Annotated in this window: 9 protein-coding genes and 1 pseudogene; 9 read left to right on the top strand and 1 reads right to left on the bottom strand. The window is 66.3% G+C overall.

Annotated features, from left to right (window positions below; genetic code table 11):
- Window positions 1-306: 306 nt before the first annotated feature.
- From CMC5_RS20075 to CMC5_RS20115, 8 genes and pseudogenes are all read left to right on the top strand, one after another.
- The gene (locus tag CMC5_RS20075; protein WP_050431929.1) at window positions 307-1,593 is read left to right on the top strand and encodes a hypothetical protein; all 1,287 of its coding nucleotides are present in this window, start codon (window positions 307-309) and stop codon (window positions 1,591-1,593) included.
- Window positions 1,594-1,925: 332 nt separating this feature from the next.
- Window positions 1,926-3,968 (top strand): AGE family epimerase/isomerase, encoded by a 2,043-nt coding sequence (locus CMC5_RS20085; protein ID WP_156338740.1) that lies wholly within the window; start codon window positions 1,926-1,928, stop codon window positions 3,966-3,968.
- Window positions 3,969-4,194: 226 nt separating this feature from the next.
- Window positions 4,195-4,767, top strand: a pseudogene (locus CMC5_RS20090) (GTP-binding protein); the annotation flags it as partial.
- 731 nt (window positions 4,768-5,498) lie between these two features.
- A complete protein-coding gene (locus tag CMC5_RS20095; RefSeq protein ID WP_050431932.1) occupies window positions 5,499-5,753 on the top strand; it encodes a hypothetical protein in 255 nt (84 codons plus the stop codon).
- A 228-nt stretch (window positions 5,754-5,981) separates the two neighbouring features.
- Window positions 5,982-7,580, top strand: a complete 1,599-nt coding sequence (locus CMC5_RS20100) for a serine/threonine protein kinase (RefSeq protein WP_050431933.1) — start codon at window positions 5,982-5,984, stop codon at window positions 7,578-7,580.
- Between the two features lie 28 nt (window positions 7,581-7,608).
- Window positions 7,609-10,425 carry an FG-GAP and VCBS repeat-containing protein gene (locus CMC5_RS20105; RefSeq protein WP_082362636.1) on the top strand — a complete coding sequence of 939 codons (2,817 nt, stop codon included), beginning with the start codon at window positions 7,609-7,611 and terminating at the stop codon, window positions 10,423-10,425.
- Window positions 10,422-11,693: a PEGA domain-containing protein gene (locus CMC5_RS20110; RefSeq protein ID WP_156338741.1), complete on the top strand. Its 1,272-nt coding sequence runs from the start codon at window positions 10,422-10,424 to the stop codon at window positions 11,691-11,693. Before CMC5_RS20105 ends, CMC5_RS20110 begins: the two co-directional genes overlap by 4 nt.
- A 35-nt stretch (window positions 11,694-11,728) precedes the next feature.
- A complete protein-coding gene (locus CMC5_RS20115) occupies window positions 11,729-12,493 on the top strand; it encodes a carbon-nitrogen hydrolase family protein (protein ID WP_245678538.1) in 765 nt (254 codons plus the stop codon).
- A 7-nt stretch (window positions 12,494-12,500) separates the two neighbouring features.
- Here the strand turns inward: CMC5_RS20115 and hemW are convergent, their stop codons facing one another.
- Window positions 12,501-13,685 (bottom strand): radical SAM family heme chaperone HemW, encoded by a 1,185-nt coding sequence (gene hemW, locus CMC5_RS20120; protein WP_050431937.1) that lies wholly within the window; start codon window positions 13,683-13,685, stop codon window positions 12,501-12,503.
- Between the two features lie 187 nt (window positions 13,686-13,872).
- On the opposite strand from hemW, the gene CMC5_RS20125 reads away from it, so the two are divergent.
- Complete coding sequence (locus CMC5_RS20125) at window positions 13,873-16,035, top strand: RelA/SpoT family protein (RefSeq protein ID WP_050431938.1); 2,163 nt, start codon at window positions 13,873-13,875, stop codon at window positions 16,033-16,035.
- The last annotated feature ends 10 nt before the right edge of the window (window positions 16,036-16,045 follow it).

Raw genomic sequence — 16,045 nt, forward strand, 5'->3', positions numbered from 1 at the left:
CCGAGGGAAACGCCGGCATCGACACCTCTCCGAGCGCCGATCCCGGAGGCGCCGCCCTCATCGCGCCCTCGCTGTGCGCCGCGGAGCGCCTTCATCCTCGGTGTGGACGCTCGCCGGCGCCTTCCCACCCACCTTGTCCCACCAAACACGAGCGATCGTTCCCCAACCCGAGAAGAAATTTACGCGCCCCTCGTCGAACACGAAAACGCGGCGTGTCTGCGCCCGATCCTCACCTCCGCCTGGAGCCGCTTCACGAAGGCGACCCCCTGGCTGGAGACCACTCTGAACGACCTTCCAGAGGAACCCATGCAGCTCCCCCCCAGGACGGCATCCAGCCAGGTCCACCTCGCGCATGCGACGCACTTCGACGCCACCGAGGCGGCGTGGCGCACCGCCGAGATCCTCGCCCCGGAGCAGCGCGACCTCCTCCAGGAGGCCGGAGCGCCGCTCCGGGCGCAGGCCAGCGCGCTCTCGGCGCGGGTCGCGGCCAGGGTGCAGGCCGAGGCGGCGACGCGTCAGGCGCGAGCGCGGTTCCGGGCGCGGGACCACGTGCTCGGCCAGCGGTTGATGGCGTGCAGCGACGGCTACCTCAACGGCCCGGCGCAGCGGAGCCGAGACGATGCGGTCTACCGCGCGGTGATGCTCGGGCGCTCGGCCAGCTCGATCAAGAAGGCGCGGCCTCGCGAAGAGCCGGAGCTCGTCCTCCGGGTGCGCGCGCAGCTCGCCGTGGCGCCAGACTTCCTGGGGAAGGCGCACCTCCTCGCCGATCTCGACGTGGCCGTGACGCGGAGCCTCGACGCCCGCGCCGCGCTCGACGCCGCCCTCACGGCCGAGCGCCTCGCGGCCGATGCGGAGGTGGCAGCGCGGAGCGACCTGCGCCACGGCCTCGAGCAAGCGTACGGCAGGTTGCGCACGGCGTTTCCAGGGCAGCGCGATTTCGTGGAGTCGTTCTTCGTGCGCAGGAGCAGGAAGACGCCGTCCAGCGAGCGCGCGAAGGTGGGTCCGCCCGGTGGCGACGAAGGGGGAGGGAAAGGGAACCGCGAGCGCACGCCGGACGCGCCAGGAGGAGCGGCGAGCGAGAGCGGGGCGGAGGCACCCCAGGGGGCAGCAGACGAGCACATCTCGGGAGTCGCGGCAGATGCGGCGAGGGAGAGGGGCACCGTGTCGGCAATGCACCTCAGGTCTCGTCGGTCGCGAGGGACGATGCGATCCTTGGCTCGATCGAGGCGCGGGCGTCACCCGAGGGGCGAGCGCTCGCTTCCTCGATTGAAGTGTGGCCATCACCTGAGAAATGCTCGCTCGCTTCCTCGATTGCGGGTCTTGTCTCTACCCGACGGTCGAGCGCTCGCTTCCTCGATCGAGGCTCGATGTCAGGTGGATGTGCTCGCCGCACCCTGCGCTCTTTATGAGCGGCTCGTCGACTTCGAGCCAGCCAACCACTTGTGTGGACCCGTTGGTCTGTTTCCACCCACCCTCCGCTTGCTCGGTTCCTGTTCTGCCTGGAAAGCAGGACCTTCTGACCTTCCGTGGCGTGCTCGGCCTCTGTTCTCCATGGAAAGACGGCGTCGCCAGGTGCTGATTGACCGCGGGTGAAGGCGTCGAGGCGAGGGCGAGCGCGTGCGGGATGGGGGCCCGGAGAGATACGGCGCAGCGACATCTCGATGCGCAGAGCAAGCCCGTCGATTGCTGTTTCTTTCCCGGTTCCGGGCTGCATTCCATGCTTCCACGGCGTCAATCCAGGAGATCCCGTGGGCTGCCATGCCACCTGAGCGGATCACGCTGGACGTGATTCAGGGCGACACGTACAGTCGGGACCTCAGCTCGTTATCGGGCATGGCCGGGGATCGTTTTCGGGCCCCGCGCACGCCGCGGTAATGCAACCGCCGCTGAAAAAGCGGCGCGCCGATTACATCACGAGAGGGTGAATGCGCATTGCAATGTGCCTGGGTCTCCTTGCGCTCGCCAGCTGCGCGGGCGACCCCAGCGGGGCGGTGGCGCGAGGGAATGGCGACTCCGAGGGCCCGGATGGCGAGGCGCCGTCGGAGCCGGGAGGGCTCACCGGCGGTGGCGGTGACGAAGATCCTGGGGTCGGAGTGACGGTTCACCTCCAGCGCGCCGTGGAGGGGGGCTCGGTGCTGTCCTTCGGCCTGCCGTTGCCGAAGGCGGCGGTGCAGGACGCTGCGGGAATGCAGGTCCTCGTGGCGAGTGCACCAGTGGCGGCGACGATCCGCGAGACGCTGGCCTACCACGACGCGTCGGGGAGCCGGACGGGGACGCGGGCGGTGGTGGTGCAGCTCCCGGCGTCGCTGATGTCGGCCGACGGGCTCGACGTGGAGGTGCGCTGGACGGGAGGTGCGGGATCCTCGGCCGGAGAGCCGCTTCCCTTCGCCTCCGACGAGGTGAGCGCGGTGGCCACGGCGACGGCACGGACGACCACGCGGACCATCGTCCAGCAGGGCGGGTCGTATGCCCTCTCGGAGGGGCCCGTCGCGCAGAAGCCGCTGTTCACCGCCCGCGAGCCGCGGGTGCTGGCCACCTTCCCGGAGGGCTACCTGGCGCGTACGGGCATCCTCGGCCCGCAGGTCAGGGCCGCCGACGCGCAGCCGGGGCTCGCGTTCTTCTCGTCGGCGCTCGATGGCTTCGCGAGCTCCGCGATGTACCGCGAGAGCTATGCCCTGAACCCGGATGCCGACTCGGTGGTGGATCCGATCGCGGACTTCAGCGCCTGGCTCTACGATCGCTGCGCGACCTTTCTCACGGCCCACACCCACCTCGGTGATGTGGAGACGCTGCGCCACGGCTTCCAGAACTGCAGCTACTACGCGGGCAAGATCGAGCTGTCCGGCGCGAACCGAGGCATCTTCACGGGCAAGCCCACGGCCGACACCAAGTACTCTCACCTGAGGGGGCTGTACGCGTACTACGCCTTGACCGGAGACGAGTCGGCCCTGGAGGCTGGGAAGGCGATCGCCGACATGTGGTACGCCGATCCGCTCTTCGTGGTGCCTTACCGCGATGGGCACGTGCGGGGGCGCGACAAGCTCTGGACCGAGCGCCTCCTCGGGACGAGCATGGAAGGGCTCCTTTATGGCCATCAACTGACCGGCGACCTGAAATACAAGGAGGCGCTCGGCGAGATGGTCGACACGGCGCACCGCCACATCACGGGCGACGCGGGCGCGCTCGCCGAGGTGAACCCCGGGATGACCTTCCCTCCGCAGAACTGCTTCATCCATTCGGGAGAGCAGCACGCGGACGCGATGGCGGGGGATCCGTGGTGCTCGCCCTGGATGAGCGCGATGATCATCGATCCGCTGCTGGGCTGGGAGGAGCAGACCGGGGACACGCGTGTGGCAGAGATCTTCGTCCGCCTGTCGCGGTTCCTGCGGGACGTGGGAACGAGCTACTTCACGAACGACCTGCTCAACGACTCCTTCCTTTCGCCATCGGTCTGCGACAACCCCGGCGCTGGCGACAACCGGAGGCGGCTGGTGCCGCTCTACGGGGCTGGGATCCGGTCGAACGGTGGGCGCGCGACGTTCGGCGAGTGGGACGACTGGCAGCACTGCGCCGACGCGACGGCGATCACGGCCGCCGGGCTGCGGGCGCTGAAGCAAGCGGAGATCTACGACGAGGGGGCGATCGGTCCCTTCGCGAGCGAAGGCGAGGCGCTGCTCGCGCTCCACCACGAGCTCGTCGCCTGCGCAGAGCGTGGCTTCGCCGAGGCGACACGCACGCGGCGCGATCCTGCGAACTGGACGAGCGCAGAGCTGGCTGCAGGGGCAGGGAACCCGACGGCATTCATCACCCAGAACCGGATCGGATACCCGCTGCACGTGAACAATCCGCAGCGCCGCTTCAGCTGGTGGTTCAACTACGCCATGCTTCAGCAGAAGCTGCTCGCCGAGGCGGGGATCGAGATCGGGGAGATCACGCCCGGCGCAGTGCAGCCGGCTGGTTGCCCGTAGCGACGGATCCTCTCGCGCAGGTGCCGTGTCCGCGCACGTCCCGCCCTGGCCACTCCTGGTGATTGCGTGCACGGCGCCTCGCCCCCGTTCCTGCTGATTGCATGAGCGTGAGCGAGGCACGTGCTCGCCCTGGTCGGCTGGCGAGAATGCGTGCGCACTCCATTGCACAGTGGGGTGGTGCGACGCATCTTGTGGGCAGACCTTCAGCGTCCCGCGGAGCCAGAGCATGCCCTTCGTGAACTATCCCCTCCGGGAGATCAGCTGCAAAATCGTCTATTATGGCCCCGGTCTCTGTGGAAAGACCACGAACCTGAAGTACGTGCATGCCCACGCGGACCGCGCGACGCGGGGCAATCTGTTCACCCTCGATACGGCGGCGGAGCGGCTGCACTACTTCGACTATCTGCCGCTCGATCTCGGGGCCGTGTGGGGCTTCAAGGTCCGGATGCAGCTCTACACCGTTCCAGGGCAGCTTCTCTACAACGCCACGAGGCGGCTCATTCTCGGCGGCGTGGACGGCCTGGTCTTCGTGGCCGATGCACAGCGCGTGCGCTTCGACGCCAATGTCCTGTCGCTGGACAACCTGCGCGACAACCTGTCGGCGCAGGGGGATTCATTGCAAGAGGTCCCGCACGTATTTCAATACAACAAGCGAGACCTGCCGGACGTGGCGGCGCTGGAAGATCTCCGGGCTGCGCTCAATCTCCATGGCGCTGCGGATTTCGAGGCATCAGCCCGGGATGGGAGCGGTGTGTTCGAGCCGCTGAAGGCGATCGCGCGCAAGGTCGTCACCAAGCTGCTGAGGACGGGGGCGTGTCCGAAGATCGATGTGCCCCCTCCCGAGTCCGCGTCGGTCCCCATCAAGTCCTGGCCAGCCGCCGCGTTCCGACGTGGTGCGCTCGGCGGACGCCCCGCCCGTCCCATCGCGCCATTGAGTGCGCGCTGACACCTCGTCCCCTCGGCCCTTCCCTCCACCGTTCCGTTGGCCCTTCGCGAGAGACGCCCGTCCGTCGGTCCTTCGCGAGAGATGCCTGTCCGTCGGTCCTTCGCAGGAGACATCGGGGTGAAGTGGAGACGCCTGGATGCGGGGATCGCCCCGCATCCCCTGAGGGTCGCCCTGGCCCACCAAGGAGGGCGCTGCGATGGCGCTGCGGGATGGCAGGTGCAGGGATGAGGCTTCCAGATGGGTCGGGCCTCACGTTTCGAGATGGTGTGAACGGCCCCGTATACTTTTCACCACAGCGTGGCGCAAAGAGCTGTAGTGAATTTACTACACACCACAAGAGTTGACGGCGCGATCCTCATCGTTGTACGTACCGCACGTACGGCTCGGGGTTTGCACTACCGGCCGTAAGGCGATGCCCTCCATCTGGCGGGACAACTGAATAGGGGAGAAGCGGCGACCGTCCGAAAGCGCGTTCGTCGGAAGCGTGGCTGGATGTCGCTGGTCATGTGGCTTCCCTTGGCACTGGTACGTGTAAGGAGATGAGGACAATGAACTTCAAGACTGCTCTTTTGGCTTCTGGTCTGATGGCTTTCTCGAGCATCTTCGCCATGGGCTGCGGCGGCAACGCCTGTGACGACGCTGCCGACAAGGCCGAGGAGTGCGGGCTGACCTCTTCGGGCGGCAGCGGCGACTCCGGCGACGTGGAGTGCACCGGCACCGTCGAGTGTGCGGCGAACTGCATCGTCGACGCTCCCTGCGACGCGTTCGACGGCAGCAACGCGGACGCCTCGACGGCGTACCTCGAGTGCGTCACCGGCTGCAGCGGCTCGGGCAGCTGAGCCCCTGACGACAGGACGGGGATGACCCGTTCGTCGTCGGAGTGAACGGCCGCGATCGGTTTCGATCGCGGCTGTTTACTTTTGTACGGCCCTGGTCCCCGGGCGCTCACAGCGCCGTGCGCGTCACGAAGGCTTTTTCTTCGAGAGGGCTCGGTCTGGCGATCCGGCGTGCCTCGTGTAGTCTGGTGCGGCTCTTTCTTCACCGAGGCGCATGCCGTAGGTCTCTTCATGGCTACCTGCCCCCGCTGCCGCAAGCGTTATCCAGACGAGAAGACGATCTGCGAGGCTGACGGCGAGGTGCTGCTCCCGGACGAAGCGTTCCACGGGCTCGACGTCGAGCTGCTCCCCGGCAGGATGGTCGGGGAGTACCGGATCGAGGGGAAGATCGGGGAGGGGGGCTTCGGGGCGGTGTACCGCGCCGTGCATCCGCTCATCGGGAAGGCTGCTGCCGTCAAGATCCTCACCCGGTCGTACTCGGCGAGTCCGCAGATGATGTCGCGGTTCATCGCGGAGGCGCGGGCGGTCAACCAGATTCGCCACCGGAACATCATCGATATTTTCTCGTTCGGGGCCCTGGAAGACGGTCGCCAGTTCTTCGTGATGGAGCTGCTCGATGGGATGCCGCTGGATCGGTATCTCAAGCAGAAAGGGTGGCTGTCGCCCGAGGAGGCGATCGCGATCCTGCGGGGGGTCGCGCGGGCACTGGATGCCGCCCATGCGGCAGGGATCGTTCACCGGGATCTGAAGCCGGAGAACGTGTTCCTGCTCTTCGAGGAGGATGGGTCCATCTTCCCGAAGCTGCTCGACTTCGGGATCGCCAAGCTGCTCGGGGACGGGGAGGCGGGCGTGAAGACCCGGACGGGGCAGCCGATGGGCACGCCCTACTACATGTCTCCCGAGCAGTGTCGAGGGAAGCCGGTCGATCACCGGACGGACATCTATTCGTTCGGGATCCTCGTGCACGAGATGCTGACGGGACACGTCCCGTTCTCGGGCGACAGCGTGATGGATGTCATGCTGAAGCAGACGGCGGAGCCGCCGCCGGCCGCGTCGAGTGTGCGGAGCGAGCTGTCGACGCTCCTGGACGCGCCGATCCTGGCCATGCTGTGCAAGGCCCCCGACGATCGCCCGGAGTCGGTGGGGCTCGCGGTGGAGTCCCTGGCGCGCGCGGCGCAAGAGGCGGGCTACGATGTGCAGGCGCAGCCCGTCGCGCGGGTGTCGCGCAAGAGCGGCGGGTCAGGGGGAGGTGGGGTCGCCAGCGGGATGACGCCTGCCGAGCTGAAAGCCATCTCGGGGGCCGATACGCTCGTCGATCCTCGCTCGAGTGGCCGGACTCCGCTCGATGCCGTCGCGGATGTCGAGGTGTCCGGGCGCCGCCGGACCGCGGTGGTGGTGGCCGTGGTGTCGCTCGTGACCGGGCTCGCCGGGGCGACCTTCGTCGCCTCGCTGGACTCGACGCCGACCGGCGCGCTCCAGGCCGCGATGCACCTGCCTCCACCACCTCGCGTGGAGGTGCCCGCGAAGGAGGCCCCTCCGGAACCGAGCGTGGTCGCCGAGCAGGCGGATGTCTCGCTTTCGATACAGTCGTCGCCACGGCTGGTGGATGTCTACGTGGGGACGAAGAAGCTGGGGACGTCGGCGCAGCCACTCTCGCTCCCGCGCAGCAAGAGCCCCATCAAGCTGACGCTGAAGGCGACGGGGTTCGTCAGCAAGGATGTGGAGATCGTCCCGTCGGCCAACGTGGTTCTGCCGGTGACGCTGACGTCCGTTCCAGCCAAGAAGAGTCCGAGTCAGGTGGTGCCTGGACGTGGGGAAGTGGAGTGGTGATGTGGGGAGGAGCGAGGGACGCCACAGGATGAGCAGGAGGTTGCGGCGCGGCGTCTGGCTCGCAGGGGTCGTGCTGACCGTGGCTGCTTGCGTCGAGTTCCCTGACCGGAGCCGGGCGATCTGTGGCGACGGTTTTCTCGACGAGGGAGAAGACTGCGATGGTCATTCGCGCAGCTTCGACGGCAAGGACTACGAGTGTGATCTCCGACGTTGCCGCCTGGTCTGCGATCCCACGGATGTAGAGGCATGCCGTGAGGCGGCTGCCAGCCAGAGCGCCAGTACGTCCGAAGGGGCGCCCATGTGCTGCCCCGCTGGCTGGGGATGCGGTGTGGATGGGATCTGTCGCTCTGCGCAGAACCAGTACGTTCGTGGAGCCGCCGTGGAGATCACGGTGAGCCAGCTGGTGACGGCAGACTTCGATGGCGATGGCCTCCAGGACATCCTCTCCGTCAGTGACTCCGAGCTCGCCGTGCACCATTTCGCAGCGGGCAGCATGTCTCAGGCGCTGCGTCTGAACGTCTCCGACCAGGTGATCGCGGTGGGGAATGTGGTGAGGGTGGGGGAAGAGGGGGGGGAGGATCTGGTGCTGGCCATCGGCAACGGCGTGGGCGTGTTGCGTGGCGATCCGGACCATCGGTTCACACCGGAGATGTACCCGGTCCCTCTCCGCTTCGATCAGAAGCCGCTGGGGCACCAGCAATGGAAGATGGTGCTCGCAGACCGGGGCATCGCTCATGACGATTCGCTGGACGATGTGTCCGTCGTGACCCCCAATGAGGTCATTCTCCTCAGGGGCCACGGCAGCGAGGGGGGAGATTCGCTGGGAGGGAGCCTGCACGCGTCCCAGCTTCCGGGCGTCGCCGAACTCAGGTGGCCCATCGTGGCAGCCAACATCGATCGAAGGACGCCGTGCGAGGAGCTGATCATCCCGCTGATGTATCAGGGGACGCCAGCCGTTTACCTGCACAGCCCCTGTGATCCGGATCTGCCGTCGACCGGCTGGATGTTCCAGGGCGCCAGCGGGTTCGCGGGGCCCGTCCAGGTGTTCTCGATGAAGGACGATCCAGCGCAGCCCGTGGTGGCGCTCGGTCTACGGTACGGGGAAGGAGATGACGCCAGCACGGTGATTCGCGTCCTTCGCCATCAGGGGGAGCGGTTCGAGGAAGGTCCGTGCGTGGTGGTGTCCCCTCAAGGCCAGTCCACGAATGAGGACGAATCCTGCGTCAAGGACCCCGTGCCGCTGGCGATCGGGGATCTGGATGGCGATTGCATTCCCGATTATGTGGATCCGTGCCAGGTCGTCATGAGCGCGAATTCGGCGTCGTCGAGCGCGATGTGTGGCGCGGGCGCGGGTCAAGGGTCGGTATGTCATGCCGGGATGGCGCTCAATCCGAGCAATTTCCGCAACACGCAGCTTCCCTGGACGACGGCACTGATCCAGGACGTGAATGGTGATGGGAACTCGGATGTGCTCGCTGTCGCGGCGAGGAGCACGGCGCTGTCGTTTTATCGAGGCACCGGGAAGGCTCTTCTGAATCCGAGTTCCATCCCGGTGGGGGTGCCTCTGGGACAGCTCGCTACCGGAGATTTCGACGGGGATAGCATCACGGACATCGGGATCCTGGAGGAGACCGCGGAGGGGGCCGATGCCCAGGTGCTCGTCTCCTTCGGGCAGTATCTGACCAAGCCAGGCTCGCCCATCAGGATCGGGAGCGTGCGGGGAGGGTCGCAGCTCGTGACGGGCGATTACAGGCCCCTCTCGGCCGCGCGTGACGGGATGACGGACCTCGCTGTGCTGTCGGTGCCGTCCGAAGACACGCCGATGCCAGGGCCCCGGAGAGAGGACGCCATCCTGACCCTGTTCGCCGGGAATGCCGATCGTCTGATGCAGTCGACGATCAGCTTGACCGATGATGTGCTGAAGAGCGGTGACGTCCCCAAGCAGATCGCCATCGGTCGCTTCGCCCCTGACTCGGGATCGGATGCGAGGGGTGGTGAGCTCGCGGTGCTGGCGCTGGATACCGAAGGGTCGAACTTCGAGCCGCGTCTCTGGAGGTTGCCACTGACCCCCGGAGGGGACTCGGGTGGGCGTCGGCTCGAGGTGCCAGAGGCGCGATTGTCCAAGCAGATCGCGATTTCATCGCAGATTGCGACCCAGCACATGGCCGACGGGCAGGATCGGTTGGTGATTCTGACGCCCGACCTCGAATCGCCACCGGACGGGAACTGGCGGCTCTATACGGCCCGCGTGGTCGACGGTGCGTGGAAACTCGATGATACCCCGGTGTTTCTTGGCGGGAGGCTGGCGCCAGGGGGGCTGTCGGTCGCCGATATCGATGGAGACGGGATCGGTGATGTCTCGCTGGTGCTCGAGACGGGGACGGTGGGCAACGAGGAGAGCGAGCTGCAGATCTTCTGGGGCGAGCCGGGGGGGGTGAGCAAGAGCACCGAGGTGACGCGTATCCTGGGCTGTCCATCAGAGGCGGCAGGGGTCACGGGTGCGGTCTGGGCCAACATGGATGACGACAGCAGTCTGGAGGGGATCCTGCTCGCCGGGACGGCGTTTTGCCGGATCGATTTCTTGAATCCGGACACGTCCACGTCGTGCCCCGAGGCGGGGCAGGGGGGAACGAGGTGTCCCAGGCCTCACGCCTTCTCGACCATTCAGGGCCAGGGAGGGGAGCAGGTGCGCCCTACCGGCGGCGGTCTGTCGAACCATGAGGGCGTGGAGCCGCGTTGGACGGCCGTGGCGCTGGGCGATGTCAACGGCGATGGACTGCCGGACCTGATCCTCGGCGATACGAGCTCCTTCCAGCTCTTTCTTGCTCAGCCGGAGAACCCTTGACGAAGGTCTGGCGAAGTGTGGTCGCGGCGATCGCGATCTCGTTGATGACGTGGCCCGTCCAGGCTCAGGGCGATCCCGTCACGCAAGCCAAGAGCTTGTTCAATGCAGGGGCACAGGCCTACGAGCGAGCGCAGTATCCGGCCGCAATCCAGGCATTCGAAGAGGCGTACCGGCTGTCTCCGAGGCCGGGCATCCTGTTTTCCATCGCCCAGGCAGAGCGTCGGCAATACTACGTCGACAAGCAGCCCGAGCACGTCCTGAAGGCCATTACGCTTTACAATGAGTACCTGGCGTCGGTTCCTCAGGGGGGGCGGCGCAGCGATGTGGTGCAAGCCCTCGCCGAGCTGGAGCCGATCGCTGCGCGGCTGGAGGCTGCGCAGCGAGAGACGCCGGGGCCGGCGCCTGCTCCACCGCCCGCTCCACCCAAGCGGCAGACGCAGTTGATGATCTCGTCGACCATCGAAGGCGCCGTTCTGTCGATGGATGGGGGCGAGGCGAAGGAGCTGCCATTCATCGAAGAGGTGAAGGCCGGCAAGCACCGCGTCAAGGTCAGCGCGCCAGGGTACTTCGACGATGAGCGGGAGATCGTCGCTCCCGAGGGAGGGGTCGTCGCGCTGGATGTGACGATGAGAGAGCGACCCGCGAGGCTCTTCGTCAAGACGGATGCGCAGGCGGAGGTCTCCATCGATGGGCGGGTCGTCGGTGAGGCGCCCCTCGTGCAGCCCGTGGACATTCCGGCAGGGAAGCACCTCGTCACCATCACGCGAGGAGGGCGGAAACCCTTTTCGCGGGAGCTTCAGCTGGAGCGTGGTGAGTTGATGACGGTCGACGCCCCACTCGATCGGACGATGCAGCGCTATCTCTCTTACGGCCTCTTCAGCGTGGGCGTGGCTGGGCTGGTCGTGGGCGGTGCTTTCGGTGGTCTCGCGTTGCGAGAGCAGGGGATCGCCCAGGAGATCTACGACAGGACGGCCCAGGGCAATGTGCTGTCTGCGGAGCGAGAAGCGCTGCTGAGCGCGATCGAGCAACGAAACCGCTGGAGGGAGGTTTCCTCGGCGACGGCTGTCAGCGGGGCGGTCCTCGGTGCAGCAGGTGTGCTGCTGTACTTGCTGGACAACCCGACGATCGCTCGCACTCCGGCGCCCGAGGTGAGCCCGAAAGCGCCGACGCCGAGGAAGCCGCGCCGTAGCGAGCCCTTCATGGAGGTGTTGCCCGCTCCCTTGATCAGCCCCGACTTGAAGGGAGCGATGGTGGAGGTGAGGTTCTGAGCAGGGATGCGGCGCTCGAGGGCGCCGGAGCTGGGGTGACCGTCGGTGTCGTTCAGCTCCCCTATCGCTCTGGTGAGGCCGCCGGAGGGCTCGCGGCGCTGGAGGCGCTGCTGGAAGCGGGGGAGCTGCGTGGGGTCGAGCTTGCGCTTCTGCCAGAGGCGGCCCTGACCGGGTATGTGTCGCCCGAAGGCGATTTCGATCTGCGTCGCCATGCCGAGACGATGAGCGGGCCGACCGCGCGTGCGCTCGCGTCGATGGCGCGCACGTTTGGCCTGGCGCTCGCGGCGCCGCTGATCGAGGAGGCCGATGGCCGGTTTTACAACACCCTCGCGCTCTGGGACCGTGAAGGTCAGCGCATCGGGCACTGGCGGAAGCGTCATCCCTGGTTCCCTGAGCGCTGGGCGACGCCCGGAGATCTCGGTTCTCCTGTGGTCGAGGTGCTGGGTCTGCGGGTGACCGCTGCCATCTGCTTCGATATCCACTTCGTGAGCGAGGACGCGGGGGCAGCGCTCGATGCCGCTGACGTGCTGTTGTTCCCCTCGGCATGGGTCGAGGGCTCGGCTCGTGTCGATCTGCGGGGGAAGCTCCTGCCGGCGGTGGCCCGGCGGCATGGTGTTGCCGTGATGAACGCCAACTGGGGGCCGCCAGAGGGGGGCTCGCTGTGGGCGGTCGCCGGTCAGGGAGGGTCGCGGATCCTGGACGCTGGCGGTCGTGTGCTGGCGAGGGTCAGGCCTGGCGCGGGGTCGATCGTGGCGCGCGCGAGGGTGCAGGGGTCCGAGGCCTCCTCGGGGAGGAGGTGATGACGTGTCAGAAGAGCGATGCTGCGATGCCGTCGGCCAGCAACCAGGAGCGGCTCGGGATGGTAAGGCGTCCGTTGCGAATTTCGAGTCGTCCTTCTCGGCTGAGCCGATCCGCCGTGCGCTGGCGGGCTGCCGGCCAGGCGTGAACGCCGAGCGCGGTGGCGGCCTCCTCCAGATCGACGCCGTCCCGCAGGCGGAGTCCGAGCATGATGCGCTCTCGGAGGCGGGTCTCGGGGTCGAGCGTCTCTTCTTCCTCCGTCGTGGGCTCACCGGCGTGGGCGGCGTGCATGTAGCGCTCGGGGTTTTTCGCGTTGCGGTAGCGAAGCGCCGAGCCATCAGGGCGGCTCACGGTGCCCACGGCCCCGCAGCCGAGCCCGAGGTAGTCGATACCCGTCCAGTAGCCGACGTTGTGCCTCGCCTCCTCTCCAGGGCGGGCGTAGTTCGAGACTTCGTAGTGGAGGAAGCCGGCTTGCGTGAGCGCCGCCTCGACCGCCAGAAACGAGTCGGCAACCCCGTCGTCGGCGGCGAGGGGGAGGCGTCCACGGCGGGATAGCTCACCGAACCGGGTCCCTGCCTCGATGGTGAGGCTGTAGGCGGACACGTGTCCTACGCCCGTACGCGCGAGGGTGAGCGCTTCGTTCGCCGCCTCCTCGGGGCCCTGCTCACGGGGACGGGTGGTGTCTCCACTGGCGACGCCGTAGATGAGATCCCCGCTGACTCGTGGAACTCCTGCTCGCAGGGCGGCCCGCACGGCTGTCAGGCCTCCGTCGGCCTGGTGGAGTCGTCCGAGGAAGTCGAGGCGCTCATTGTCCAGCCCTTGGACGCCGACGCTCAGCCGGTTCACCCCGGCTTCCAGAAGCTCACGGGCGCGCTCTTCGTCGAGCGACGAGGGGTTGCACTCGACGGTGACTTCAAGGTGAGGAGCGACGCTTGCGGCTGTCTGCTGGATGGCGTCGAGCACACGACCGAGCTGCACTGGCTCCCACAGGGAGGGGGTACCTCCCCCGAAGAAGACGCTCCTGAGCTCACGCTGTCTCAGTTCGGGCGCCCGACGTGCGAGTTCTTCCAAGACGGCCTCGGCGTAGCGGCGGTGGTCGATCGACTCGCGAGGTTTCGCGTAGGAGACAAAGTCGCAGTAGGGGCACTTTTGCAGGCACCAGGGAAAATGTACGTAAGCCGTGATGGGTTTCATCGCCTGTTCCAGGGACGGGCTACCAGCCCGATGAGCGCGGCTGCACCGCTCGCGGAGTCCGTCAGATGCGAAGGGACGGGATGCAGAAGTCGGGGGAGAGCAGGAGGACGCGCGGTGACATAATTGCGGTGCTCGGATCGCGGTGTTAGCGTCAAAAGAGAGGCGGACTTCACCGCCAGGTATCTCCATGTTGACGTTGACCGAGCTTGTCGATCGCGTTCGGACCTACCAGCCGCACACCGATGTCGATCTGATCGCGCGGGCCTACAACTACGGGTTCGATGCTCACAAGGGGCAGACCCGTAAGAGCGGCGAGCCCTACTTCTCCCACCCTGCCTCGGTTTCCGGGATCATCAGTGATCTTCGTCTCGATACAGCGAGCATCTGCGCGGGACTGCTGCACGATGTAGTTGAGGATACGCTTGCGACCGTCACCGACATCGAGGCGGTGTTCGGTCAGGAGATAGCGTTCCTGGTCGATGGCGTCACCAAGCTATCGAAGATCAACTTCGCCTCCAAGGAGGACCGGCAGGCGGAGAACTTCCGGAAGATGCTGGTCGCCATGGCGCGCGACATCCGCGTGCTCCTGGTGAAGCTCTGCGATCGCCTCGACAACATGCGGACCCTGGATTTCATGAAGCCAGAGGCGCAGGACCGCATCGCTCGGGAGACGATGGATATCTATGCCCCTCTGGCCAATCGTCTCGGCATTGCGCGCTTCAAGAGCGAGCTCGAGGACCTGTCGTTCAAGTACCTGGAGCCCGAGGCTTTCGCCGATCTGACCCGCAAGGTGGCGACGACGGCGAAGGAGCGCGAGAAGTACATTCACGATACCTGCAAGGTTCTGGCTGCGAAGCTCGCCGAGCAAGGCTTTGCCGTCGATGTCGCGGGACGCGCCAAGCACCTCTATTCGGTGTGGCGCAAGATGCAGGTTCAGCAGTGTGACTTCGACCAGGTTTACGATGTCATCGCGTTTCGCGTCGTCGTGGAGTCGGTCGCGGAGTGTTACGCGACGCTGGGAGTCATTCACTCGCAGTGGACCCCGATTCCTGGTCGCTTCAAGGACTACATCGCTCTCCCCAAGCCGAACATGTACCAGTCGTTGCACACGACGGTGATCGGGCCAGGGCGGGAGCGGATCGAGGTGCAGATCCGAACGAGCGAGATGCACCGCGTGGCCGAGCAGGGCATCGCCGCACACTGGAAGTATAAGGAGCACGGTTCGGGAGGGGTCGATCCACGGGACGCGGCGCGCTTCAGCTGGTTGCGCCAGCTGATGGAGTTCCAGAAGGAACTCAAGGACCCGGCCGAGTTCCTCGAGAGCGTCAAGGTGGACCTGTTCCAAGACGAGGTCTACGTCTTCACCCCGAAAGGTGACGTTCGGGTATTTCCGCGCGGCGCGACGCCCATCGATTTCGCGTATGCAATCCACACGGAGGTCGGAGAGCACTGCTCAGGGGCACGTGTCAATGGCGCCCTCGTTCCGCTCCGATCCAAGCTGCGCAACGGCGATGTCGTGGAGGTGATGACCAACCCGAACCAGCATCCGTCAAAGGACTGGCTCGACCATGTCAGCACCGGGCGCGCTCGATCCAAGATCCGGGCCTTCTTGAGGCAAGAGCAGCGAGACAAGTCGCTGAAACTCGGGCGTGAGCTTCTCGAGAAGGAGATGCATCAGCGAGGGATGAGCCTGAATCGTCTCTCCAAGAATGAAGCGGAGATGCGGAAGGTGATCGAGCGCTTCTCCGTGTCATCGTCCGAAGAGCTCTTCATCGGCATCGGCTATGGCAAACTGAGTGCCCGGGTCATCTGTGAGTTTCTCGCCCCCGTCGAAGACGACAAGTCGGCCTCACCGCCTGAGTCGATCAAAGAAGGGCGCATCGAGTCCCTGGTCCGTAAGGTCACTGGCAAAGGAAGCCAGGGGATTCGCCTGAACGGGATTGACGACGTCCTGGTTCGCTACACGAAATGCTGCAATCCGCTGCCGGGTGACGAGATCATCGGCTTCATCACGCGCGGCCGTGGCATCACCGTGCACCGTCGCAATTGCCCGAAAGCATTCGACACCGATCCGGAGCGGCGTGTCGAAATCTCGTGGGATTCGCGTGCGAAGATCAACAGACCTGTCGCCGTTCGCGTGATGACGGCCAACCGCCCAGGGATCCTGGCGACGGTCGGGCACACCTTTCACGAGCAAGGCATCAACATCAGCGAGGCGACCTGTCGAGCCAGCGACGATGGCCGCGCGATGAATACGTTCACCTTCCTCTGCTCGGATCTCGCGCAGCTGAAGAACATCATTCGGCAGCTCCAGCGCATCCCTGGCGTAATGGCCGTGGAGCGCTCTTGAGCGAGGCTCT

The organism is Chondromyces crocatus (assembly GCF_001189295.1).
GTDB lineage: Bacteria > Myxococcota_A > Polyangia > Polyangiales > Polyangiaceae > Chondromyces > Chondromyces crocatus.